Consider the following 24,874-nt stretch of genomic DNA (forward strand, 5'->3'; position numbering starts at 1 on the left):
CGCGAGACTGCGTCGTAGGAATCTCACCAGTTCATCGCGTAAGTGTAGGGGCCCGGCCGCGCACCGCCAAGATCAAACCATTCCGAGCGGAAGATTTTTTCCTTTCCGGGCGATTAGACCGGAAATGTCTATTTGTCGCGATTGTGAGCGTGCATTCGATATCGGTGCACGGTAAACCCGTTCCCGCGGTGCGATTCCGGCGTTTCCCGGCGCGTCGTCGCGTGACACGCCTCGGGAATTCGCGCATGGCTGCTCGCATAGTCCCAGACAGCAGACGAATTCACGGTCGCGGATGCACAATGGCCCGTGATCGCGCGCTGCTAGAAGGGATTATCCGGATGAACCGATCACTGTCCGCACTCACCAGAATCGGCGCCATCGCCGCGGTCCTGTCCCTCGGGGCAGCGGGGGCCGCGAACGCCGATCCCAACGACATCATCCCGATTCCCGCACTGAACGGAATTCGCGGACTACCGCAACTCGTCGGCCCCACCCAGGCGGTGTTCCAGGTGACCGGCATGGACAGCCCGAATCGAACACAGAACTTCAACGTCCTCGGCACCGACCTCGGCATCATGTGGGACGACGGAAACGGCCGGATGCTCACCGCTTTCGGCGACAACGCGGGCCTCGGCATCCCGAACCTGCTGGCCGGCAGCATCTGGGCCTGGTCGTCGAATGTGCTGTTCCGCAGCGGCAACCACGATCCGTCGACCGGCATCTACTTCGACAGCGTGGTGCCGAATCCGTTGCCGAGCCCGAAGATTCCCGGCATCGAGATCAGCCTCATCCCCACCGCGGGCATCTCCGTCGGTGGCGTGCAGTACATGAGCTTGATGTCGGTGCGCGCCTGGGGTCAGCCGGGCAAGTGGGAAACCAATTTCTCCACCCTCGCCGCATCCGGCGACGACGGGCAGACCTGGGCCCCACTCACCACGACCCGGCGCGGCAATGCCGATGGCTTCGAAAACTTCCAGCAGAACGCGTTTTTGAAGGATGGCGGCTACGTCTACCGATACGGCACGCCCGCGGGCCGGGGGAATCCCGGATTCATCTCGCGCGCAAAGGAATCCGATATCGCCAATATCGACGCGTACGAATATTGGGACGGAAAGGATTGGCGGCCAGGCGATCCCAGAACCGCCGCACCGATCGTCGGCGGCGTCGCTGAGCTGTCGGTGATGTGGAACGACCACCTCGGTCAGTTCGTCATGCTCACCACCGACGCCGCGAATTCCGTTGTGCTGCGGACAGCTCCCCGACCGGAGGGACCCTGGAGCGAGCCACGGGTATTGATCGACGCGCCGGCACTGCCGTCGGCATACGCGCCGATGATCTTTCCCTATCAGACCGGCGGCGACCTGTATTTCATGGTCACCCAGCACAAGCAGTACAACGTCATTTTGATGCGAACGGCGTTGTGACGCTGATTGATACATGGAGCGGCCCGGCAGAAGTTGCCGGGCCGCTTCTTTCGTGCCTTAGTTGGCGGAGGGCTTGCCCGAACCGGAGTTCAACGCCTTCACGAGCGCCTTGATGGCCTCGCCGATGCCCTTGCTGGAGCCGGTACCGCCGGTCGGATCGGGCTCGCCGACACCGATGATCGGCGTCGCGCTCTGGGTCGCGGGCTCGAGCGGAATCGACGCCGCCGACGCCAGGCCGGACCCGGCCAGCAGAACACCCGCGGCCGCGACGGCCACCCCGAACATACGCACTTTGCTCATTTAGGTTCTCCCTGAAGTTCTTTGGTCGATAACGGTTCGATCACCGACGGAAGACTTTCTACCACAGGGTTTTACGGGAATTCTTCCCAACAATGGGGATATTTCCGATTCGCATGTTGCGTGCGCTTCGCCGGGTACCACGGCGAACAACCTTGCGTGCCAAAGGAATCTGGGCCCCCAATTACTTGGGCTTTCCAAAAAGACCGATTACCGAACTCTCTACATCGGCGCACGTCGAAGGCCGTCGAATCGACGATCGAGCCCAGAAACCACTGGGGCCCAGCAACTCTCACACAGAGGGGTTAGTCCAGACGGCTGGTCAATATGGCAAACCAGGGGCTAATTTGTGACAAATCTCCCATCAAATGGAAGTAACGAACCGACGGTAGCAGCGATTGAGTCGGACTCGCTCCGAGACACGGTCGCGGGTTCCATAATGGTTATCAGTATCAAGCATACGCACGCACCAATCACATTGCGCAGCCACCAATACGAAAAAGCGGCCCAGGCAGTGCCTGGGCCGCTTCGGCTATTCGAGGGTCAGTTGCCGGTCTTCTTCCCCGACGAACCCGAGCTCAGTGCCTTCACAATGTCCGTGACAGCCTTGCTGGAACCCGCATCGGTACCGGCGTCACCCCCCGTGCCGGTACCAGCGACCTGCTCAACACCCGGCTCCAACGGAATCACCGCCGCCGACGCCAACCCGGACCCACCCAACAGAATCCCGGCCGCCGCAACAGCAACCCCGACCATGCGCACCTTGCTCATACAACTCTCCCTCATAGGTGTCTCATACGGTGCGGCTCCGGAACCGACGAATCAGGTTCTATCACAGGGGTTTACCGAAACGGACATCGGTCGACACCGTGCTCGGACAGCCCGGATTGCCCAGGGATAGCGAATCTTTCACCGTGCGAGGCACGAAAAATTGCACGCAAAGCGATGGAGCTAACGGAATCGATCGAAACACGATCGCGAATGTGCGTCGCTTCTCCTGGGAGGCATTTGACGCGTTCACGGCACACCTTGTCCACGATGGCGTTCCGGTACCCGGCTAGTTCAGCGTTCCTGACAGCAGGTCCGAATTCCCCACCTGCGATAGCTCGTCTATTTAATATGCCTTCCGCGCATGAAGGAGGGCAGGCCGTCGTCATCCCGCGAGCCGTCGAGTTGTCCAGCGAAGATCGAGTATGCGGCCTCGATCAACCCTTGCGGAATGTCCGGATATGCACCAGCGATCCGGGCCAATGCCCGTTTGGTCTCGCCATCCAGGCGGCGGGCGTGCATATTCACCCCTACGCCTGCCATGCATTCCGCGAGCTCAGCCTCGAACTCTGCCCGGATCTCCTCGTTCTCGTCGGCCTGCCCGTCATCGAGATGGGAGTCGCTTCGGCTCACTTCTGTGCCCTCGATTCGATCAATAGTCTGTGCAGCACCTTGGCGGGTTCCGAGGCCTTGTCACCGTACATGGCGCGAGCGATCATAATTATCATGGCGCAGCCAGTTCAAGAACGGCGATGAAATCCGACACACACGGCAATGTCACCTATTCCGCAGCCTCCGGTGTCTGAATCGCATCTTCAATGTCCACCATTTCCGTCGATATTGCCACCATCGACGCCACCACCATTGGCGCTGCAGCAGCCGATGCGCCCGACCCGGAGAAGGCAGCGGCTCAACGTTACCCTCATTGTTCCACCAGTAAGAATGGTGCCCATAGACAATATCTTTCGACCAAAATTCCTCCGATCTGTGATAAATGATATTGTCGCCAACTATCTCCAACCCAGCAAATCGGTCATTTATCCTTGCCACAGCTTCGTCTTCGGACATATTGAAGGACAGCTGCATCTCGCGCAGGATACTGCTAAAGAAATCTTCCGCGTCGGAATCAACACGGAAAGCGAATCTGGCCATGGCCGCCTTTCGCGATTCGGCTCATAGGTATGGATCGTCTATCAGTGCTTTTCGCAGAATATATACCGCCTCTGCCGTGTGCCAACTGGTCTGCTGTCCCCGCCCTGTCGGCTGCCCGGACCTCCGGAAGGCTATGACATCAAGATATGGCCCCTCCACGATGTCGTACGGGTGCATAGTAGCATCGCCAGAGCGGTTTCGAGTGACGAACTCGATCCAACCGGGATCTACATCATCGAAAACTTGTCGGCTCAGCAAGGCAAAATCTCGTACTGGAACACGGAACTCGACGATCCAAGGCTCGCCACCAAATTTATTGGACGCCACATGAGCCCAATCGGATGCCTCACTCAGCACTCTCGTCGTGTAGAAACCGCGACCGAAATCTGCCTCAGCTTGCCCTCGGGCGATGTCGATTCCATTTTCCCGCAGATCGGCTGCAGCTGCGCGAGTTGTACCGTGATAGAAAGAGATTCGTTCCTCCCACAGTGGTCGTACAGCATGCGCAGTAGTCTCCCTTGCGGTCTTCGCCCGAGACCACGGCCACCGAGAAATTGAACCGAATACCGACGGCCAGCCCAGAGAGCCGCGTGAAGGCTTGGAGGCCTCGGACAGGGCAGGTATGCCTCTAGCGGAGACATACGATGAGGAATTGAACTTTGTGGTGAGCCATTCGGATATCGGGGTTCCGGCGGCGGCGAAGCCAGCTGGCGCTCCGGCAGGTGCTAGACCGTAACCAGCGAGCCGTTGTTCGACCGTGGCGACCGATTCGATAACGCCCTGGAAGGCGGTGCTGGTCCAGGATGTGAAGCGCTCCGGGAGCGTTCTGATTCGGTCGAACCCGTTGGCGAGGACGGTAGGCGGTGTCGACGGAACACTTATCCCGTTCCTCGCGAAGCCCGGAACTGTGCTCAGCGGATCTGGTGGTGTGCCCAGACCGCGGAATCCATTGTCGGCCCGTTGTGTCCAAGCAGGGAAGGCGGTCGACGGGGCCGATGGGTAGGTCGGCGGTGTGAACTCGGGAGACTTCGGTGACGTTGTGGTGTAAGGGTTTTGGCGTTCAGAGGTTGGTACGAGGACGTCGGTGTCGCGTTCGACCGGTAGGGGGGTGCCGGTCCGGGGTGGATTGGCCCGGTTTCGGCCTAGCTGGAACTGTTCGACCTCGTCGCGTAGCTGTCGGCGGCGGATCTCGTTGCCGATGCGGGATGCCTCGTCGGCGCCTGCGGCGCCCTTGAAGAGGGCGCGCACTTCCTGACCCAGGGCATACAGTTCGGGGTCGAGCTTCGTCGCCGCGGTGACGCCCTCGCCTATGCCTCTGATGATGAGGACATCGGGGCCGGGCACCGTGGTTGCGATGTTGAAGCCGAGTTTGGCTGCGGCCCAAGCCGCTTCGGACCCGCTGTGGTTGCCTTTGCCGTGGGTGTACTCCCATAGAAGTACGCCGGGATCGATGAATTCTTCGGTGAAGGTATCAGTGACGGCGTTGTTGATGTCTGCCTGGAATTGGTTGAGGGAGAACGGCTTTCCTGCGCGGGGCGGGCGGCCCCGATCGATCGGCGGAGGGGCGGGATACCGAGGCGGATCGGACGGGCTGGTGAGAACCAGGTCGTTCTGATGTTTGCGGGCGTATTCGACTACCGCCGGGTCCCCACCGTAAATGCCTACGGCGGCCAAACGATCGAACGCCATTTGGCGCAGCAGCAACTCGTCGGAGTTGCGGGCGGTGCGCGTCATCCATTGCAGGTCGTCTTGCAGCTGGGCCGGGGTGTAGCGGGCCTGCTCGAGGCGGGCAGTCGCGGCGAGGTATGGATCATCGTCACCGACCCACGGGATTGGACCGGCACTGATCCTGGCAAGGTCGGCGTCCAACTGCGGCTGGGAGTAGTCGGATCGCGGGACGAAAACCACGCGCGGATGAGCGATTAGGTCCGGCAACGGGGGCGCGGGGTTGGCGGCTGCACCATTGCCGACCTTGGCGGTACCGTAAACCTCGACGGACCACGATTGTGGTTGTCCCGGTGCGTATTCGACTGTTGCTGGCGCGCCCGCAGGCACCGACTGCCCCGGCCACAACGTCCCCCGGCCGTCGGTGACGGCCGGATTCGTCGACTGCCCGCCGGCCATGATGTGCGGCAACTCGTCGAGCGTCTGCTGCATCGGTGTCGACGAATCTGCTCGCGTGCCTGCCGATGATGGCTGCGGCTGTTGTTTGCCCGGGGTGTATTCGGGCGTCCCAGGTGCGCCCGCGGGCACCGACTGCCCGGGCCACAATGTCCCCGGACTATCGGTGACAGCTGTCGACGGGGGTGTAACCGGGCTGGGTTGGGGGTTCCGGTGGTGGGCGCTGTTGTTGTTAGGGTTGGGGACGGTGGGCAAGTCGGGGAGCCGGTTGCCGTTGTTGTCCATCGGGGTGTAGGCCTGGGGATCGGTGATTTCCTTCGCCAGCGGCAGCGAGTTTCCGGGAGCAACAGCGGGTAAGCCGTCGCCAGTGGCGAACGAATCTACGACAGAACGCAATTCGGTAGCGCTGGCAGCCAGCTCGCGACGCCTGAAGATCCGATCGACCATGTCGGCCGCCGATTGCGGGTTCATGCCTTCGTAAGTGAAGGTGCGTCCGACCTCGACATCGCCGCCGGTGTCGACGGCGATGGCCGGTGTCAGCGACGCCAACCACTCAGCCTGCTTACCTACCCACGGGGGCCGGTACGACTCGGCAACAACGGGCATGTGAACACCTCACGAAGGCTCGAAAAGCACGGAAGGACGAATCGAGTCCGGCGGCTCGTGTCGAGGTCCGGTGCGCGGAGCGGAAGTTGCCGGAGACACAAAGCGGCCCAGATTGCTCTGGGCCGCTTCATGTTTCGATATGCAGATGGTGATCGAAGGCGGAGATCCTCAGATTTCCTGCTGTAGCGAGGAAGGGATCCGATAGCGCGCTACCGGTGGTTCCTGACCCGGCAGGTGCAGACGCAGGAAGGTCCGCAGTTCATCGATATGATGCTGGAGTGCGCGGATGAGGCGGATGGCATCGCGGAAGCGCCTTTTATCGTCTGCCGCTTGGGTTTCCAGCGCTTCGATGCGGGCGCGGAGCTTGTTGACCTCCCGGGCCTGCCATGCGGTGACCGCGCCGATCACAGAGGCAAGCGCCATCCCGGCGGCCTGGATTAGTTCGGGGTCTACGGCTGCTTCCACATCAGCTCCCGCCGTCCACGCGGGCGACCGGCGTAACCGCAGGGCGGATTACGAGTCCGGCTATCACCGGTGCCGCCATGCCGTAAAGCGTTGTGGCAGAGTCGATCCAGTCGGTGTTGAGTTGACGGCCGAGCAGGTAGGCGATGACGCCGGTGAAAGCGACCAGCACCGACCGGACAACCGCCGGTTCGGGAAATCTAGTGAGGCGCATTCGCGGTACCTCCCGTGAGCCCGAGCAACTGGTCGATCTTCAATTCCAGAGCCTTGAGCCGCTGCTCGTTGCGGTAGTCCGCCGCATCGGAATTCAAGATGTAGCCGGCCAGGGTGTCGTGATACGCGGAGTCCGCGACCCGCGACTGGAACCCATAGGTGAGTTCGAAGTGCACCCGACGCAATTTGTCGAGCAGCTCACGCTGCTCCTGATCCGAAAGTGCCATCAGCGCACTGCCTTTCAATCGATCCGCAACATCTGCGCGGAACTGGTCCATGTCCATGCGGCCGGGATCCCATTTACCTTGTTTGGGCCCGGCCCACTCCTTGTGGCCGATCACCCGGTCGGCGCCGCGGCCGAGCTTGCGCAGAATCGCCGCGCAGCAGCCGACATAGGCGTCGTATTGGGTCTGCGACCAGCCTTCGGTGCCGTTGTTGGCCGCTTCGATGCCGATGGTGTAGAAGTTGGCGTTGTCCTCGGGTAATCCGGGCCACGAGCCCGCACCCGCATGCCAGGCGACACCGGCCGCGATCACGGTGACCGTGCCGTCCTGGGATAGATGCAACTGTGAAAGCGGACCGTCCAAACCTGGTACACCATCGGCTATTTCCGACGGCGGGGTATTCGATCCGCCTGTGTGGTGGGCGACGATGCCCCAGATGTCGCCGAAGTCACCGTGCCCGCGATCACGCCAACCGGGGTATTCGACTACTCGCAGACCTTCGTCGCGCAATATGTCCGCGAGCCATACCGGATCACCGGTCCAAGGCATAGTCGTCCTGCTTTCAAATACTGAGCGGCGCACTGCCGCACACCGTTCACATGATTTGTACGGAGGTACCCGCACCTGGCGAGATGGTGGTGGGCGTGCCGCCGCCGAGACCGGTGATCGTGCACATGACCTGGACGGTCAGCAAATCGCCCGCGTTGACAGGGACGGATCGGTCGATATTCAACGTGCCGGATTCTCCGGTCACCTCGTCGCTGGTGGCGACCACCTTTGTACCCACGAGAAGCTGAGCCTTTTGCGAGATGCCGCCGCCGAGTGGTGCGGACCCACCGGAGAACGCGATCGTGACGACCACCCGGGCTGAAGCTTTGCCGCCGAGCACCTTCAGTGCATTGCCGACTACAACCGAACCGGTGTCGGCTTTCCAACCCGGAACGACGGTCCAGCCGGCGGGCATCTGCCACGCTGCGGCCTTGACCATGCTCGATGGCTGGAACGGTGGGATCGGATTGCCCACAATGACAATCAAACTCACGAGATCATCACACCTATCCAGTTGAGTTGCCGGATTTCGGCACTGCGACATCCGTTCGTAACGTGCCGGTGGCCGCCTCATCAGCCGTGACCGTCGCGTTGGTCAGGGGTTTGTAAACCCACAGCACGGTGCTCTCCTTGACGAACGGCACCGAGCCGGGCAAGCCGGACACTCCGCGCGTCTTGGCTATCGGATCGGGGTTGGGCGGCAACGGCATCGAGTCGAATCGCACGCGACGCGGCTCATCGGCGGCCGTACTGTGATCGCCCTCATGACACCAGTACGTCGTTGTTTTGCCGTATTCTGTTCTGGCCCAAACCAGTTCGCTACCCTTCGGAACCAGTATGTCGGTCCAGGACGTCCCGATATCGGCCCAGAGCCGGAAAATGGCTGTCATGATTGGCCTTTCACAGGGTGGTCACCCCTTTCAGGCTGGCCTGTAAGCCGTTGCCTGCCGGATTGTCCACGGTGGTGATATTGACGGTGAGCCGATCGCCGGTGTTGAACGGCCACGACCCGGTGAGCACCGTATCCGCGGTCTGCGCCGTCGACGCGATCGTCGCCGAAGTTCCTGGCACCGGTTTTCCGCTATTGCGAAGTTCCACAACCAGATTGCCGGTGCCTGCGGTTTCACAACGGTACGTCACCGACGTCACGGTGATATTCCGCTCGATCCGAATACCTTCCGGCATAACGTTCCCCGCGGTCGCGGTGCGCGCGCCGAAATGGGATTTGAATGCGATGTCATATGCCTGGCCCGCCACCGTCGGCGTCCGCGGGTCGCTCAGCCGCGAATCGTCGGCCGCCACGGCCCCGATAACGGTTCGAGCGGTTGTCGCGTCCGCGACGGTGACCAGCGAGCGTCCGAGAGCCGTAGCGTCGGCAATCTGATTCACGGGGTGGGTGTGCGACAGCGGTGGTCTCGCGTCGCTGAGGCGCGGGTCGTCGCCGGCCACGGCGGCGGTCGAGCTCGCACCGATCGTCGGCGGGAAAGTCGCTGGCTTGCCGGTGATTCCGGCCCAGTCCGTGACGCCCGCGGGTCCGCGGATGACGATGCCCTGTCCGTTCGGCAGCCAGCCACCCGCGGTGGCGCGATACACGTACAGCAGCCCATCGGCCTGCACTACGTATTGCGCACCGTCCCGCGGATTCGACGGCAGCTGCGCGTAACTGGCCACTTGGCCATCGATCTGGATACCCGCGCCACGCTCACCGCGCACCACGGCACTTCCCGGTGAAGCAGGGACCGGCGAGACAAGCGTCAGATCGACCAGTCCGGTCGAGCCCGCATCCGGGTTCGCTCCATCCGGTCCCGGAATATATTCGGGCACAACGAAACTGAACGACTCGATAGCCACTCGATCGCCGCCGTACGAAAGATCGAACGAAACATGCCACGTCCAATCCTTGGGATTGGTGGCATCGCTCGGGGCCACCAATCGAATGCCGCGGCTGCCACGCCAGGTGATGTAGCCGTCTCCATCGAGTTCGCATTCGTAGTACTTGGGTAATTGAACATAGGTTGCGGGCGGTTTAGCCCCGGCAACCAAGATCTTCGGCGCGTTCGCGGTAAATGCAACGGTCCCGCTCAACGGCGGAAATTGGGGCAGGTCACCGAGTTCGGGACCGTGGGCGATATTCGCGAGGAATCGCCCGACAACCTTTCCATACCTCAATGGGGGCAGAGCGGCCATGAGTCAATGCCTTTCGAACTGTGGGCAGCCCGGATCGGCACGCCGACTTGAATCGTTGCGCGCGCCGATAGGGAGAGATGGCTATTGGGGTTGCGGCCAGAACACCGGCTATACCGGATCGGCATAGACGATGAGCTGGGCATCGTTGGGCCGCACGGAGTACCGTGCGGCGCCGAATACCCGTCGAGCGATTACGTACAGCGTGACGGTGAGATTCGCGGCGACGACACCGAAGGGCGACGTCGGGCTCAGTGGATTCTGAAACTCGGGCGAAATTACGGCGCCGCCGAAGTTCGGATCCGAGACACCATGCCCATAACCCACCAGATCACCGTCGGGGCCGCCGATCCGCACCTCGATGTCACATTTGGATTGGGCGCGGTCACCCTCGGTCCTGATATTGACCCAGCCATTGACCATCGGGCGCCATGCCATAGGTTGACCCGGAATGGTGATGACGGCGAGCACTTTCGTGGGGTCGTTCAGACCCGTGCCGCCGGAGAACTGGCCCTGCCCTATGGCCCACGGACCACCCAGTCGCGGGCTCGGCGACGGCACGAACCGGTTCAGCGCCGTATTCCAGGCCAAGACGTAATCCTGCGCCAACACATGGGTGGCGTCGATCAAGACATCCGCAGCGTCCTGAATTCGGCCCGCGACTCCGGGATCACCCACATCCCCGACATCTCCTCTCGGGAAGGTGATTTCGAGTTGCTGGCCGGGCGCGGTGCCGATGACCCGAGCCGTGGCGGCTGATCCCGGCGGGCCGGCGACTGCGGATCCGGTCAGCGTATTCGCTCGGCCGGGCGGCCCGGTTTTACCGAAAGCCGCTGTGAAGGCGATGAATTCGAGCCCGGTCCAGTAGTAGACGGCTTGTTCGGATATCACCCGCCATGCCTTGCGCGCATCCGCGGCGGTCAGCCGGAGAGCCCGTAGCGCGGGCAGATCGGCAATGTCGCCCTGCCATTCCCACGGCCAGGCCGGTTCGCCGGCGGGGCCAGCGGGGCCCTGCGGGCCCTGTTGCAGTTCGATGATCGCCTCGCGGTCGACCAACTCGAGCGGGTTCACGGTATACGGCAGACCGATCGAGTCGGTGGTGCCGCGCATGGTGATTATTATGTCGTTGTCGTAGACGGTGTTTCGATCGTTCGCCACTTCACTCACTCCATCCCGTTGAAGCGCAGCGCGCCGGATATCGGTGCCGGAGCGACCGGGCGAACCCAGCAGACGACCTGGGCCCGATCCATGATGTAGTTGTAGTTCGATTTGCCGGTGATGATCCGGAGCACGACATTCAGTACGGCCGGCTGTCCTGCTCGCACCACGCCGACGGAACTGTCGGGTGTAACTCGCGCGCCGTAAAACGGTTGAAAGCCACAGTGATAGGCGATTCCCGACCCCATTCCAGGGCCCAGAGCGACGATCTGGCCACTATCGGAGCCGAGCCGAACCTCCGCATCGACACGGGTGTCGAAGGTTTGGCTGTCTTCCACCGTCTGCGCGATGACGCCTCCGGTGACAACCGGTCGCCAATCACAGTCCTGTGGCGGAATATTCAGTCGGGCAACGATATTCGGCGATGCCGACGTGTTGTACATGGAGTCGGCGAAGCCGGGCCCACCATCCCATGCCTGGCCGCCGACGATCGACCAAGGACCGCGCAGGCCGGGATACGCACGCGGAACCCACTTTCCGACGGCTTTGCTCCATACCGGAACTGCTCCGTCGAGATGGGGGCCGTCTGCGTAGTCGGGCGCTTTTCGGATCGGCCCCGGGCTGCCCTGATCGCCCTTGCGGCCCTTCACTCCGCGGGGAACGGTCAGGTTCATCGTCAGATTCGGCGGTGTTCCGGTGACCGTGACCTGAAGGTCGGAGCCCACCGGACCGGTGTCAACCGTACCGACACTGACCGTGCACGCGACGCCCTCGGGTCCGGCGGCCCCGAACGCATCGGCGAAGGTGTCGAAACTCGTTCCGTTCCAATACACCAAGGTGTCCGTACCGCGCACTCGCCACGCTTTTCCCGCATGCGCCGTATCCAGCTTTGCGGCAAGTGCGGAAAGCACTGCCTGATCGGCGATTTCGCCCTCCCATTGAAATGGCCGGGCGGGATCGCCGACCGGCCCGGTGTCGCCGAGCGATCCGGTCATCAGTTCGAGCGAGCCGTCGCGGGGCGTCCCATGCAGGGATTGGACGAGCCCGTCGCGCCCGATTCCCTCGTCGAGCCCCCGGATAAGGGCGGATTGAAAGTAGTCGCCAACGGTAGACATGTCACCTCACTCAGATGGGCTGGGCGTATACGACGAGTGACGCACGCGCGCGGTCGTAACCGATGTTTTGCGTGCCATGGACCGAGCGCTCCACCGCCACCACGAGGCTGGCACCCTGACCTGCGGGAACAGCGGCGTACGCCGAGGTCGGCGACATTGTCTTGGTCGCCTGTTCATCCCGGTAGGTCGGGAAGATCGGCATGTAGACCCAGACGCCGGCGGTTTCGATCGCGCTGGCCACGACATCGCCCTGTGCGTGATACAGGCGCACGACCGCACGCGAACTCTGCGTCTGGTCGTTCACCGAATAGGTGCTGAGATGTCCGTACACAATGGGTCGCCATGCGAAGGGCTGCGCCGGAATGGTGAAGCTGCCCGCGATCAGTTGATCGGCCTGGGCGGTCTGATTCGCCGCGAAATCGTTTTCATACCAGGACCACGGCCCCGCACCGAGCGGTGCGGGCACGCCTCGGAACTTCTGACTTCCTCGGTTATATGCGAATACCCCGTTGTTCACAGGCCCGGCCGACGGTTCGAAATCAGGGGAGCCGCTGATCGGACCCGATGCCCCCGCAGGCCCCTTCGGTCCCGCAAAACCCGCGGGCACAGTCACTTTGAGTTGTTGCTCGGCGCCCGAGCCACTGAACTCGACCGCTGGGATCGTCAGGTTCTCTTTGTGCACAGGTTTGACGGCCGTGATTTTATTGGCCGGTCCGACCGGCCCTTGCGGCCCAACCGCATTCGACGAGTGTTGCCAACCGGCGCCGAGCCACACATCCATGCCGTTGTCGTCGAGCCGGTGCCACCACTTGCCACGGTCATCGGGACCGAGTCCGGTCGGGCGGGCGGCCGCGTTCGCGATGACGCCCATTTTGCGGAAGGTGGATCGCGGATTACCCCGTTGCCCCTGAGGCCCTGCCGGGCCCAGCGGCAGCGGCAGCGTCGCCGCCTCGCTCTGAACGGTCACCCGAGCGGTCAGAATAGGCAGCCCGTCGACATCCAACTCTCTGTCCACCGTGATGTGGGCAGGAAAACTGATGTCCGCCATAGATTTTGTCCTCTCCGAAGAGATCAGAAGATGAGCAGGTCCAGGTCGGCGCCGACGTCGGTCGCTAGATCCTTGACCGCGGCGGCGACACGACCGAGCCGTTGCCATGCCTTCACGATCGAATCCTCTTCATCCGAGCCGTCGCCGACGACGATCTGCCATTTCGCCGCCGTCTCCCGGTCGTCGGTGAAGGTCAACTCGGTGACGTAGTCCGTGAAAATCTTGTCGTCAAGCGCGAATCCGATTTGGTCGCCGAGCTGGAAATCCCTGCCGAGGATGTACGGTGCGTTGTCCTCGACGGTGACCCGCTTGCTGGTATAGCCGCGGGTCAAATGCATGCCCTGACGAGCGGCGACCAAACCGTCGAGATTGAATGCCTTGTCGCTGCCGGCGATATACAACTCGCGAAACGCGTACGGCCCGGCACGACGCACTCTTTCCGTGTCCCGGTAGACCATCCACGCGAGGAATACATCATTGAGCTGGCCGCGATAAAGCCAGCCGAGACCGATCAGCGATAGCAGACCCTTGAGCACGAGTTCGATACCCGCGTTCACCCAACCCGGTGAGCGGCCACCGACGATGACGTCGGTCGCCGTCGGCTTGTGCAGCGCGATCTCGGATCGACCGATACCGGAGTATTCGCCCTCGAAGTACCACACCCATGGGAATTTGCGGAATGTTCCGTTCGCGCCCCATTCCCCGTAGACCGTCTCGTAATCGCTGGTGGAGTTGAGGTTCGGATAGCGGTGCGGCGTGGTGCCGTCATCGCCGAATTCCTCTATCCATTCGATGATTCCGTCGAGGAGCGTGCCGGTGGGGCCGGTGATGCCGGACTTGTCGATCGTCTCCAGTACCACCGTCGGCCGATCCAGATAGAACCAGTTCGGAGCGGGCTGCGCATCCTCGCCCGGGAGGAAGAAGCGGGCCGTCAGCATGACGCCGGAGTCCTCCAACATGGGCGCGAACAGCTTGTCCGCCATGTCGAAACGGGCCGACGCGGCGCTCCATCTGCTGGTATCGGTCTGCGGATCCACGGGCACGACGGCGATCGGAAACAACCCGTCACCGCCCTGCAACCGCAACAGGTTCGCCAGAAGGTAGTTGGTGATGATCGTGCGGACGGGACCGAACTGGATCATATGTCGCGGGAATTGGGCCAAGATCGGGGCGAAAGGGTTCGCCCAGCAACAGATCGTCGCGACGTGGTTCCAGCAGTGGATCGCCTCGATGTCAACGGTTTCGACACCGTTCTCGTCGCGGACGATCGAGGCCTTGGTGATATACCCGTCCCAGCGAAACCCCTTGGTATCGACCGTGATCGGGATGGTGGCATCTTCTTCGTCGATATTGTTGAACAGGTGATCGAAGTGAACCATGTCGCGCGGGCAGATCATCTTCAACCCACCCGCGGAATTGCGCGGATAGGTGAATTCGAGTGAGAGGTAGCTGTGCTCTTCACCGACCTCGTTCATATCTCTATCCCAGTAGCGCACAAGCACTTCGGGATCGCGCAACGCCTCGCGCTCGGCCTTGACCACCTCGTCCATCCGCCGGGATTCGGCCGGCGGATCCCATATCGGTGCGCTCATCAGAACGGCCTCGACGAGCGCGGCGTCACGGAGACGATCAGGCTCGATTGCAAGCTGCCGCCATCGATCTGGACGATGATGTCGGTGGAACTCCACGGCGGCAAAGAGGCCAACCAACGCCTGCCCGCCATTTGGGCCCAAATATTGTGGGCCGGCTTACCTTTGTCCTTGTACAACTGCGCGGTGCGGTGCCGCGGATGGGTATCGATCCGCAAGGTGTCGCCGACCGATAGCATCGGCGTCTGCACCATGCGTGGCGTGTCGGCGTGCGTCGGGTCCAGGATCGACCAGCGGCCGGGGCCATTCATGGTGTAGCGCGGCCAGGCAGGCTGATCGGCCGCATTGCGTGCGCGAACCGTACCCTGGTTGAGTCCGGAACTGTTGGTCCACACCGACCTTTCCTCGAAATGGCGTTCCAGTGGATCCATGGCCGTCGCCGACATCTTGTACACCGCAACCGCATTGCGTGCGGGATCGACATCGCCGACCGATTCGGGGGCATGATCCAACTGCACCTGCTGAAACCGCCAGCCCTGATGCCGAGTGAAAAAGCCTACGGTGCAAGGCCTGTCGGTAGACCAGCCACGAAACCAGGCGTCATGCACCGCATGAAAATCTCGAACCGTGTTGGCACCAGCGCTATTCGACGCCACCGAGATCATGACCAGGAAATCCCATTCCTTTTTCGAACGCACGGAGCGTAGGAAGGTCGCGCCATCCTGCCGAGCCCCCTCGGAAACCAGCAGCTGCGCCGGGGCGAACATATATCCGGACTGCTTCGACAGTCGGACGCCTTCACGTCCGGCATTCGCACCGGACAGGTGCCATACCCGGCCGTTGACATCCCATACGACGATTTTGGTGTCATGGGAGTTCAAAAGTTGATTGATCATCTGCCGAGCCCTCCTCCACGTTGTTGTGCCACGGTGCGGCGACGGCGCACCCGCTCGACCGCGATGGCGGCGCTCTTCGGATCCATGCCGTTGAAGTTGTACATATCGCCACGGGCGGTGTGGCCGCCCGGACCTTTGGCGAGATTCACCAGGCCGAAGCCGCTGCCGACCTCCTCCTTCGCCGCATTGGCCGCCCATTCGATGGGCTTTGTCAGGACTCCCGCCGCAGTTGAGCCGATCACCGATCCGAGCGCCTGCCCGATGGCCGGTGCCACCGCTCCCACGGGCCCCAGGAATGGTGCGATCGCGGTGCCGATCGCACCACCCGCCAAACCGCCGATAGACGAGGCCGCGCCGGAGATCGCGCCGGTGATACCGCCGACCAGACCGTGTTGCTGGAGACCCGCGATACCGCCCTGGAGAGCCGCCTGACCTACCTGGCCGGCCTGCTGATCCAACGGCATCTGCTGCGGTGGCTTGTAATCCTTTGGCTGCCAGGGGATATCGGCGGCAGGACCTAGCAAGTACCCGAGGGCGTTGGTCAAGTTATGGGTCGGGTCGGCAGCGCTCAACGCGAGACCGGCCTGGCCCAGCAACTCGCCCGTAACACTGCCGAACTGCTTAGGCAGGTTCGGATCAAGACCGAGGAGGGGTACCAGCGAGTTGCCGGCATTCTCACCGAACTTTTGGCCGACCAGATAACTCCACCCAGCGAAGTTGCCGTCTGTTGGGTTGTAGCGCGCCAGTTCCATGGTCTGCGCCAACCCGCCGACGGGTATGCCGCCGTATGTTCCTTCGCCGACGGAGCCTCCGGGCTCCACCGGATTCGCCGCTCCGGCCTGCCCATTTTGCGTTGATGAATTAGGCAGTACGCCATACCTTTTCGGAATCCAGTAGGGTCCGACGTTCAGCCAAGGTTGTCCCGCATCGCCGACAGCTCCCGGCAGAGCGCTCCAGCTATCGCCAGCGGTTCCCGGGATAACGTAGCTAGCAGCGGGGTTGCCCGCCCAAGGCTGATAGCTTTCACGGACCGAAGGACCGTTCGTATCAACAGGATTCGTCCCGTACGCGTAACCCGCTGGGTTCGAACCGGTTTGACCAGTTACGGTCATCGATGCCCGCAAGCTTCCACCGAATCGGGATCCGATCAGGCTGCCGAGTTGCGCACCGATCTCGGGTGCCAATACACCGGCCGGCCCGAGCGCGGGACCGATCGCGGCGCCGAGCGCCGCGCCGACCCGTCCGCCCGCTTCGATCGCGGCGGCTTCCATGCCACGACCGAAAGCATCTGCGAGCGTGCCGATTTGGATGCGCGCAGCGCTCTGTGCGCCGCCGGGTGTAGTTGGCGGATACAGGCTGGACAAGTTCCCGACGGGCGTCGAGAACGCAAGACCACCCGCCGGAATCCCCCGCGGTTCGATCCGCAACGATGCCGACATCGGATCCGGCGCTCCGGTCGTCTCCGGGGTCGATCGCCGCTCCACGGCCGACCACGATCGAGAACCGTCATTCGACGGACCGCCGAACAGTGAGCCGAGCAGACCGGAAGGCGCGAACACCGGCGCTATCGCGGAACCCAGCGCCGCGCCCGCGGCACCGCCCGCATCGGCGGCGGAATTCGCAAGACCACCGAAAATGTCTGCTGCCCAACCGAATATGCCGAAGTCCTGCGGACGGAATCCGTCCACCGCCGGTTTCATCGGAGCTATCAGCCCTTGGCCGAGCAGTTCGCGCCACAGCCCGGCGGCCGAATTACCGACCAGTCCCCCAGCGGCGAAGCCCGGTAGCATGCCCGCCAGGAATCCCGCCGACGGCACCCAGCCGGCATTCAACGCTTCCAGCAGCGGCAACGAGTTGGCGGTCGCTGCGGCGTTGACCACGTACTCGCCGTTCGAAAGCCGGGCGACAATCGAATCGTCCCGTGCGCCACCGGGTCCGGACACCATGCCGCCGGAGGCGCGACGGATCGGCATCCGCTCTCCCGCATCCGGCAAGGCCTGCGCAGCCGGATCGTGCGCACGGAGCTCTTCGATGGCATCGCCCTTGCCGTACTTGCGTATCGAAGCGCGGGTGCTGATCCGGACAACGCTGGTTCCGCGCTCCGCCGCGGCAGAAGCGAGGGACCAGTGTGCGAACAATTTCGGCATCACGCCCAGGACATGGCGAAAGACGTTGGCCAGCACATCGGATCGCAGCGCAGTACCCGTGATCGTATTCGCGGCGGCTTCGCCTTCCACGAGAATCGGTTCCGCACCGGGCAGGGTGATCACCGAGGTTCCCGCGATATGACCGCCCTGCCAGACCGCGCCACTGGGCAGCTTTACCCGCGCACCCGGAGCGGGCTGCCCGTGCTGGGTCATCGCCAGAATATCCGGCAGCGCGAGCACCGATGTGCGCTCCGGCCGAGAAGTATTGGTATCGAACGGAATCCGTACCTCGGAGCTCATTCGTTTCTCCACTATTCATCCACCTTCCCGGGCCGTTCGACGCACCGCTACTCGCCCCAGTCGAGGAATTCGTTCATTTGGTCGATCCCGGTCGCGCCGACGCCGTACCGTTCCCGATCGGATTTCACGCCCGGCCGCTGCACAGGCTCCGGCATGCTCCGACCATGCTGCGCATCAGCGCTTTTCGCCCAGACCAGCCAGCGCAGCGAGTCGGTCATATCGGCAAGCAGGTGCTGAGTGAGCTGCCACCGGTACGCTTCCGGATGCATCGCGCGCAGCAGCGCCGAATCCGCGGGCAGACCCCGAACTATCGCGTTGAGGTCCTGCCAGTTCAACACCTCGGAACCCAGCTGACGCAACCGCAGACCAAGCGTGATCAAGTCGTATTCGATTGCCTCACAATGTTCTTCGAGAAGAACATCGAGGCTCAGGATTCCCCCAGGCCGACCCCCGAATGGATGCGCCACGCCTCGAGCAGCTCGTGGTACTCCTCCGGATCCATCTCGTCGAGCACCGCGAGCGCATCGGCGGACAGCGTCAGCTCGAGCAGCGTGTACATGGCATCGACATCGCCGAGCCGGCGAATCCGCCGGACCAGGCCCGGCTTCAGGTACGACAGCGACGGCAGCCGCAGTTCGACACTGCCGACCCGGTGGACGAAGTCGTCCTTCACCTGGATCGGGCGGTTGAGGGTGATGGGGGCTTTCGGTGAAGTCATTGGTGCGCAGACCCTTTCATTAGTTGCGCGCAGGCATTTGTTTTGGGAAAGGCCCAGCGGCGGCGGGCAGGGCCTGCGCATAGGTGTGAAATCCCGCCGCCGCTGGGGGATTAGGAGGTCGCGATCTGGCCGTCGTCGAAGTAGCGGTAGGCCTTCACACCCTGGCCGTCCTTGAACGCCTCGACGGTGATGGTGAAGCCGGCCAGTTCCTTCGACACGAACTTGCGCTCGGCAACCTGCGAAATCTGGGCATTCGGCAGCACGATGCGCAGCTTCTTGGTGTCGTTCTTCATGTCGAACACCCACATGCGGGGCTTCAACACCGCACCGGTTTCCTTGACCGTGATGAGGTTGCCATTCGTGGTGGTCGGCGGGGTGGGCACCGACACCTGCTCGGCGCCGAACACCTCTTTCAGAACATCGTTGTCCCAAACCGCGTACAGGGTCAGCCCGAAGCGAGTCGAATGCTCGGTCTGCAGGTTCGCGATGATATCCGCGTTCCAGTCCTTGACCTGCTCGATCTTGCGCTCACCCTTGGACTCGATACCGTCCTCGGAAACATAACCCAGCGGCACGAAGATCTTGGGGTCCAACGCATCCGACACACCGGCCGGAAGCTTGGCGCTGACCGGCGCGACCAGAACACCACCGGTGACGGCGATATTCGGAGTACCGGCCCCGATGAGCTTGGAAGATGGAACAGCCATCTTTGTTTCTCCCTTGGGATTGTTGCGCAGGCCCTTGGGATTTCAGTTATTCAGTTAGGGCTTCCCATTGCGGGAGCCATGCGAGAACACAGCCCTCATTCGAACAGGCCGGCCGAATCCTGCTGCCGCCCTTCAGTTCGCAGGGAGGACCTTCCCTCGCACAATCAGGTCGGCAGTGACCGTCTGCCGTGGCGTAGCGGTCGCCGGATCGGTATCGCTCTCGACGCCGACATCCTCGATATAGTCGCACCAGACGGATCCGAGATAGCCCGGCGCGGCACCGGCAAGGATCGCTCGAATCAATGCGGCCAATGCGGCGGCACCACCGGAATTGTCGGTGCATTCGAATACGACGCGGGGATGGTCGAAGATCAGGTGCGGGCCGCGGCGGCCCTCCCTATCTTCACGATCGGCACGCAGTTTGCGGTCGTTGCGGACCACACGCACCATCCGACTCGGTCGTGGATCCGGTACTCGGGTCACCACTTTCGCAGTATCGGACGATGCCGCGAGTTGTGTCGTCAAGTAGTCGACAAGGGTCTTCTCGATATCGGGATATGCGATTCGCTCGGTCATCGCGCTACCGCCTTTCCGGCTATTGGTTGCCGCGCGCCTGCTCGATCCGCTCACGCAGTTGATCGACCAGCCCGGCATAGGCTTCGGTCTTGGATGCGGCCTCGAACGAAAGACCGCGGGGATGGATGGCGATCCAGATACCGTCGTCGGTCTTCGTGACCTCGACCTTGTCGATGTCGTAGAAGGATTCGGGATCCGGGGCGGGCCACTCCCCGTTCTCGTCCTTGGTGATGTGCACACCGGTGTCGAAGGCCCCGGGCGGACCGCCCGGCGTGGCCACCCAGCGGATCTCCTCCAGCTCGGGATGCATTCGCACACCGCGCTTTACGAGATATTCCGCAACTCTGGTCGCCTGCTTTATCCCGGTGACCGTCGGTTCGGCGGTGCGTGGACCGGTAGGGCTCTGCCACTCCGGCAGATGAATCACCGACAGCTCTTCGGCGAGCGCTTTCACCTCCGGGTCCAGTCGCTCGGATTCCGCGGACTCGGCCAGCTTGCCGCTGAGCGCCTGCTCGATGAGGGCCAGAAACTCCGGCGTAACCAGCTGCCCCGCATCGTTTTTCACGTACCCCTGCGGTGGTTGGTGGTTGGCGAATCGGATTGATTCAACTATTTCGTTGTCAGACATAGGCTTTCGTCACCATGGAGGTCGCCCTCCGGTATGGGATCGGTTGGTTTCGGTCAGCTCGCGGATTGGCGTGCAGCTGCATCCAGGTATGAAAAAACCCAACCCCGACAACAGGATTGGGCTCTTGGGTGTGATTGGCGGACATACACCTCGCCAACGGCTTGAGCCTAGCAAGAGGCGATCACCTAACGCAAGATCAACTTGCCTGACCGCCGAAATGTTCCCTAGCAGCCTCTTTCATCGCCGTGATCGTCGGCCATCGAATCGGAGCAAGCAAGCTGTCCGGCCAGGCTCCGATTCTACTCACCTCTGATGTCCAGTACATCCCTGAACGCCTCTAGTTTGAGAGATCTGGCTAGCGACGAGGGTCGGCGACCATCAGGACTCTCGGGGTGACTTGATTCAGAATTCGCAGGTGAACCTCGGCGTCCAGGATCTCGATATGATCAGGCAACATAGGGTCACCCAACGCCGCAGCCGGAACGAACCCGTATACCGAGCTCGGACCTACCGGACCCAATCGCCCCAAAACACGCTTAAATAGCATCTCGTCGTCATCACCATCAAGATCCAACGTGTTTTCCAGCGTTAATAACGACGAATAGATCTGGGCTTCACGGTCGAAGTCATCAGCCCGCAAAGCCCAGCTCTCGCCACAAATTCAGAAGTAAATTCGGCAGCACGCCCGTGTATTTTGCGAAGCGCTCAGACGGAACATTCACCGAAAACGACGAGGTGTCCAACTCATCGGTGACCGGGTGCGGCTGCTGCGTCGTCCCGGTTCCAGTTAGAGTCCAACGGAGTCCCAGCCTGTGGGTCGGTGACCGGTTTCGCCTGCGCCGCAACCGTATTCAACTCGGCTGGCCGGGTAGGCGACGATAAGCCCCGGGGGTGCCCGCGGTGTTGGTGACGTCGAACGACTCCGCGACAGCGACAATTTGGGCGTTCGATCTACTGCCTTGCGCCCGCAATCCATTGCCGACGACGACAGAGCCTGAATCGGTCTGCCACCCGCTGACAGTGCTCATCGTCTCCGGCATCGCGCCCCCTGGCTTTGCGGCACCGATTTCGGAGTAATTCCCATTCTGCTGAGCGGCATAGTTTCCGCTACGGCATATTGGGTGGAAAATCCCCGGATTCGTATTTCTTCCACCACAGCACCAAGCTATTAGGACCGACGAACACATTGGCATTCGGCAGACCGGAAAGACCATCGAAAGATCCGAGCCGGACCAAATAACGTTCAGTATCGGAGCCCTCGTCGTCGGTAGCCCAGGACGTCCGGATGAAGTCTCTCCTAATAGGCGGTTCCGGCGCACCGACATTCACAAACTCCGCCCAGACCATGCTGCTGGCATTCGGTACGTCTATATACGTCCACGCATCCTTGGACTTGATTCGAATTGAAGCGATTTTCGACATGAGTATCCTCCTTATTGATAGTTGATTCGGGTGGGCTCCCGGAGTTTCCGGCGTCACCGCCCGAGACCGCCCCCGCGCTGTTGCGCCAGGCTGCGACGGCGCTGGACCCGCTCGATGGCGATCGCTGCGCTCTTCTGGTCCATGCCATTGAAGTTGTAGATGTGGCCGCACGCGGTGTGACCGCCCGGCCCTTGGCCAGGTCGTTAAAGACCAAAAACGCTGTGCACAAGTTCTTTTGCAATGTTCTGCAGATACTTGACGCCCTGACCAACCGTCTGCGTTGCCCAACCAGCGATATCGGGTCCGCCCGGTTTCACGCTGTTACCCTGTGAGCCCATCGACATCACGCTCTGCCCGAGCTGGCTACCCGAAATACCGCTCTGCAGTGTGCCTTTCAACAGGCCGGGCGCATCGATTCCGGCGGCCTGGAGTTGGCTGACGCCATTGGTCCCGTTCGGGCCAAGCGCCAGCACCCCCTGGCCTAGCTGCGTGCCGAGCGCGCCACCGAGGCTCGACCCGATCATCGGGGCGAAGGGGCTGAGGAAACCTAGGGCCGGGCCGAATGCTCTGCCGAGGTCGGAAACCATGTGCCGGACCGGATCCCGTCAGCTGACGCGCACGTAGGACGCTGCGCCGACTTTCGCGGCCGGTGGGTATACGCCGCTGCCGAGGCCCTTGACGGTGATCACGTCGTTGGGGGCGACGGTCTGCTTCGCGGTGACTCGTACCGTGACCGAGGCATTGCCCTGGATCGGCGTCTCGTCGCTGGTCGCGAGCAGTTGGGTGTTCAGGTAGAGCTGCAGTCGGGCGGTGGCGTTGTTCCACATCGCGGTGCCCGAGAAGACAACGGATGCAACGATATCCGCGCCCGCCTTGGCATTCTGGACCACCAGGCCGTTCGACTGCACGCTCGAGCCCGGATACCCGTTGGTGTCGGGCGCCCAATCGGGGATCGTGGTCCACTGATTGGTCAACGGCCAGTCCTTGTTGGCTTTGATCATCGACGAAGGCTGAAAGCTCGATCTGGCATCCGCCGACAACGTGCCTTCGGCGAGGGGCGCCGCCGCGGCGGTACCCACTGGAGTGGCGGACAACGTCAGAGCGCCCATACCACTGAAGATTCCGGGTAGCGACACCTGTGCCGACAAGGAACCGGTTGTGACACCGGATGATTGGGCACCGACGGCGACAACTGCGCCGAGCCCTCCTGCCGCGGACCAGTTTCCGGAAATCAGCACGATGCCCGTCAGCCCGGTGACCGTGGACAGTGTGCCCTCGCCCCCGCCCGCGATGGTCAGCGGCGGTTGTCCGGAGTAGTGGCCTTCCATATTGAATGGGGCATCTGCGGTGTCGATTACCGCGTACGCGATCCCGATCGCGCCTTCGGTGGTCGCGCCCGCCATCTTGGCGACGCTGATGACCGCATCGAGCTGTCCGGTACTCGCCGGCGCGGCACCCAGTAGCACCCTTCCTGATTTGATCGCGATTTTCGCATCGGCGGCACCGATCGCGCCGCCAGCGGGTGTCATTGCGAGCCACCATGATTGGTTACCGCCAAGTGTCCCGGCCGCGGTCGCGCCCGCGATCGGTGACGAACGGATGCCGTTCAGCCCGGTGACCACCGAACCACCACCGCCGAATGCCGCGACCAGATAGGGCCGGATCACCGGCACCTCGACGGCGAGCACCGTCACCGGCGGCAACGGCGAACGCAGCTGTGTCACCGAGCTTTTCGGAGCATCGATATCGGTAATCGGTACCGCGGGCGCGACCGCACGAGCTTGGTTGACGGTCATGCGGCACGCACCGCTAGTTCACGGTGAAGGTCGGCGTGATCAGCAGTTGCCCCTGGGCGCCCAGCGTGGTGGGGGTGATCGCGACCTTATCGATGAAATCCGCCTGGCCACCGGTGGCCGACTTCCACAGACCGATATGGGTCCAGGTGCCCGCGGGCAGATCGATCGTCACCTGCGTGCCGTTGAGTACGCCGCCGGTACCGGAGGTCCACGTCGTCTGCTTGCGGGCATAGGCGGGTGACCCGTCCTTCGCCTCGCTGGCGCCGGTGGTGCTCGGATCGGCGAAGTGCACGCTCACCCAGGCGCCGGTATTGCCCGCGATGGTCTTGTACGCGTCGGCGAGCACCTGGCGGGTAGCGGGAACGATGATGGCCACGACAGCTCCTAAAATGTTGAGAATTGTTGAGCAGCAACCGGTTCGGCTACTGCTTGCGACGGACCGCGCCGTAGAACCACAGATATTCGGTGGTCGGGGTGGTCGGATACGACACGTACAGGCGGTATTTCGCCCCCGCGGGGATCAGGTCGGCGAGTTCGGATTGGATGACGAAACGCGCCTCGGTGGTGGTGAGCACCGCCGACCAGGTGTCCAGCACCGTTTCCGTGGCGTCGAGAAGGATGATTCGCACGGCTGTGCCGGTTGGGAAACCCGGGCCGTCCGCCAACGCGACGGTGTGGACGAAGTCCGCTCCCTTGGAGAGCACCAATGTGCGATTGATCGGGTCGAACCCGAGCTGTTTCTGATCGGTCATGACTTCCTGCCGGTCGAATGCG

29 protein-coding genes are annotated in these 24,874 nt (G+C 62.5%); 2 read left to right on the forward strand and 27 right to left on the reverse strand.

Annotated elements, in window-relative coordinates:
- Positions 1–338: 338 nt before the first annotated feature.
- The gene (locus tag F5544_RS44075; RefSeq protein ID WP_167478618.1) at positions 339–1,424 is read left to right on the forward strand and encodes a DUF4185 domain-containing protein; all 1,086 of its coding nucleotides are present in this window, start codon (positions 339–341) and stop codon (positions 1,422–1,424) included.
- 57 nt (positions 1,425–1,481) lie between these two features.
- On the opposite strand, the gene F5544_RS44080 is transcribed toward F5544_RS44075, so the two are convergent.
- From F5544_RS44080 to F5544_RS44090, 3 genes are all read right to left on the reverse strand, one after another.
- Positions 1,482–1,724, reverse strand: coding sequence for a hypothetical protein (locus F5544_RS44080; RefSeq protein WP_167478619.1), 243 nt, complete (start codon positions 1,722–1,724; stop codon positions 1,482–1,484).
- A 540-nt stretch (positions 1,725–2,264) separates the two neighbouring features.
- The gene (locus tag F5544_RS44085; RefSeq protein ID WP_167478620.1) at positions 2,265–2,492 is read right to left on the reverse strand and encodes a hypothetical protein; all 228 of its coding nucleotides are present in this window, start codon (positions 2,490–2,492) and stop codon (positions 2,265–2,267) included.
- 339 nt (positions 2,493–2,831) lie between these two features.
- Positions 2,832–3,122, reverse strand: coding sequence for a hypothetical protein (locus F5544_RS44090; RefSeq protein WP_167478621.1), 291 nt, complete (start codon positions 3,120–3,122; stop codon positions 2,832–2,834).
- A gap of 185 nt (positions 3,123–3,307) precedes the next feature.
- On the opposite strand from F5544_RS44090, the gene F5544_RS44095 reads away from it, so the two are divergent.
- A complete protein-coding gene (locus F5544_RS44095) occupies positions 3,308–3,487 on the forward strand; it encodes a hypothetical protein (RefSeq protein ID WP_167478622.1) in 180 nt (59 codons plus the stop codon).
- 175 nt (positions 3,488–3,662) lie between these two features.
- Here the strand turns inward: F5544_RS44095 and F5544_RS44100 are convergent, their stop codons facing one another.
- From F5544_RS44100 to F5544_RS44215, 24 genes are all read right to left on the reverse strand, one after another.
- Positions 3,663–6,368, reverse strand: a complete 2,706-nt coding sequence (locus F5544_RS44100) for a DUF3990 domain-containing protein (RefSeq protein ID WP_167478623.1) — start codon at positions 6,366–6,368, stop codon at positions 3,663–3,665.
- 168 nt (positions 6,369–6,536) lie between these two features.
- Entirely contained in the window at positions 6,537–6,833 is a 297-nt protein-coding gene (locus F5544_RS44105) for a hypothetical protein (protein ID WP_167478624.1), read from the reverse strand.
- A gap of 1 nt (position 6,834) precedes the next feature.
- Positions 6,835–7,044, reverse strand: coding sequence for a hypothetical protein (locus tag F5544_RS44110; RefSeq protein ID WP_167478625.1), 210 nt, complete (start codon positions 7,042–7,044; stop codon positions 6,835–6,837).
- Entirely contained in the window at positions 7,031–7,816 is a 786-nt protein-coding gene (locus tag F5544_RS44115; protein WP_167478626.1) for an N-acetylmuramoyl-L-alanine amidase, read from the reverse strand. The genes F5544_RS44110 and F5544_RS44115 overlap by 14 nt, the downstream gene beginning before the upstream one ends.
- Before the next feature lie 46 nt (positions 7,817–7,862).
- On the reverse strand, positions 7,863–8,309 hold the full coding sequence (locus F5544_RS44120) for a hypothetical protein (protein WP_167478627.1): 447 nt from the start codon (positions 8,307–8,309) through the stop codon (positions 7,863–7,865).
- Positions 8,310–8,322: 13 nt separating this feature from the next.
- Complete coding sequence (locus F5544_RS44125; protein WP_167478628.1) at positions 8,323–8,706, reverse strand: hypothetical protein; 384 nt, start codon at positions 8,704–8,706, stop codon at positions 8,323–8,325.
- A gap of 10 nt (positions 8,707–8,716) precedes the next feature.
- A complete protein-coding gene (locus tag F5544_RS44130; protein WP_167478629.1) occupies positions 8,717–9,901 on the reverse strand; it encodes a hypothetical protein in 1,185 nt (394 codons plus the stop codon).
- A gap of 210 nt (positions 9,902–10,111) precedes the next feature.
- Positions 10,112–11,158, reverse strand: a complete 1,047-nt coding sequence (locus F5544_RS44135) for a hypothetical protein (protein ID WP_167478630.1) — start codon at positions 11,156–11,158, stop codon at positions 10,112–10,114.
- Between the two features lie 5 nt (positions 11,159–11,163).
- Positions 11,164–12,273, reverse strand: coding sequence for a hypothetical protein (locus F5544_RS44140; protein WP_167478631.1), 1,110 nt, complete (start codon positions 12,271–12,273; stop codon positions 11,164–11,166).
- A 10-nt stretch (positions 12,274–12,283) separates the two neighbouring features.
- On the reverse strand, positions 12,284–13,321 hold the full coding sequence (locus F5544_RS44145) for a hypothetical protein (RefSeq protein WP_167478632.1): 1,038 nt from the start codon (positions 13,319–13,321) through the stop codon (positions 12,284–12,286).
- 23 nt (positions 13,322–13,344) lie between these two features.
- The gene (locus tag F5544_RS44150) at positions 13,345–14,913 is read right to left on the reverse strand and encodes a phage tail protein (RefSeq protein ID WP_238846981.1); all 1,569 of its coding nucleotides are present in this window, start codon (positions 14,911–14,913) and stop codon (positions 13,345–13,347) included.
- Entirely contained in the window at positions 14,913–15,806 is an 894-nt protein-coding gene (locus tag F5544_RS44155) for a phage tail protein (protein ID WP_203217477.1), read from the reverse strand. The genes F5544_RS44150 and F5544_RS44155 overlap by 1 nt, the downstream gene beginning before the upstream one ends.
- Positions 15,803–18,253, reverse strand: coding sequence for a hypothetical protein (locus F5544_RS44160; protein WP_167471255.1), 2,451 nt, complete (start codon positions 18,251–18,253; stop codon positions 15,803–15,805). The genes F5544_RS44155 and F5544_RS44160 overlap by 4 nt, the downstream gene beginning before the upstream one ends.
- Before the next feature lie 47 nt (positions 18,254–18,300).
- Positions 18,301–18,633: a DUF5361 domain-containing protein gene (locus tag F5544_RS44165; protein WP_167478633.1), complete on the reverse strand. Its 333-nt coding sequence runs from the start codon at positions 18,631–18,633 to the stop codon at positions 18,301–18,303.
- Positions 18,634–18,680: 47 nt separating this feature from the next.
- Positions 18,681–18,971, reverse strand: a complete 291-nt coding sequence (locus F5544_RS44170) for a hypothetical protein (protein WP_167478634.1) — start codon at positions 18,969–18,971, stop codon at positions 18,681–18,683.
- A gap of 110 nt (positions 18,972–19,081) precedes the next feature.
- Complete coding sequence (locus F5544_RS44175; RefSeq protein ID WP_167478635.1) at positions 19,082–19,678, reverse strand: hypothetical protein; 597 nt, start codon at positions 19,676–19,678, stop codon at positions 19,082–19,084.
- Between the two features lie 132 nt (positions 19,679–19,810).
- On the reverse strand, positions 19,811–20,254 hold the full coding sequence (locus F5544_RS44180) for a hypothetical protein (protein ID WP_167478636.1): 444 nt from the start codon (positions 20,252–20,254) through the stop codon (positions 19,811–19,813).
- Between the two features lie 19 nt (positions 20,255–20,273).
- Positions 20,274–20,819: a hypothetical protein gene (locus F5544_RS44185; RefSeq protein WP_167478637.1), complete on the reverse strand. Its 546-nt coding sequence runs from the start codon at positions 20,817–20,819 to the stop codon at positions 20,274–20,276.
- 418 nt (positions 20,820–21,237) lie between these two features.
- On the reverse strand, positions 21,238–21,522 hold the full coding sequence (locus F5544_RS47735) for a T6SS immunity protein Tdi1 domain-containing protein (RefSeq protein WP_167478638.1): 285 nt from the start codon (positions 21,520–21,522) through the stop codon (positions 21,238–21,240).
- A gap of 467 nt (positions 21,523–21,989) precedes the next feature.
- Positions 21,990–22,304, reverse strand: coding sequence for a hypothetical protein (locus tag F5544_RS44195; protein ID WP_167478639.1), 315 nt, complete (start codon positions 22,302–22,304; stop codon positions 21,990–21,992).
- A 203-nt stretch (positions 22,305–22,507) separates the two neighbouring features.
- Positions 22,508–22,891, reverse strand: coding sequence for a hypothetical protein (locus F5544_RS44200; RefSeq protein ID WP_167478640.1), 384 nt, complete (start codon positions 22,889–22,891; stop codon positions 22,508–22,510).
- Between the two features lie 18 nt (positions 22,892–22,909).
- Positions 22,910–24,100 (reverse strand): hypothetical protein, encoded by a 1,191-nt coding sequence (locus F5544_RS44205; RefSeq protein ID WP_167478641.1) that lies wholly within the window; start codon positions 24,098–24,100, stop codon positions 22,910–22,912.
- A gap of 13 nt (positions 24,101–24,113) precedes the next feature.
- Entirely contained in the window at positions 24,114–24,476 is a 363-nt protein-coding gene (locus F5544_RS44210; protein WP_167478642.1) for a phage tail fiber protein, read from the reverse strand.
- 46 nt (positions 24,477–24,522) lie between these two features.
- Complete coding sequence (locus tag F5544_RS44215; protein ID WP_167478643.1) at positions 24,523–24,852, reverse strand: DUF7264 domain-containing protein; 330 nt, start codon at positions 24,850–24,852, stop codon at positions 24,523–24,525.
- Between the last annotated feature and the right edge of the window lie 22 nt (positions 24,853–24,874).

Source organism: Nocardia arthritidis, assembly GCF_011801145.1.
GTDB classification, from domain to species: domain Bacteria; phylum Actinomycetota; class Actinomycetes; order Mycobacteriales; family Mycobacteriaceae; genus Nocardia; species Nocardia arthritidis_A.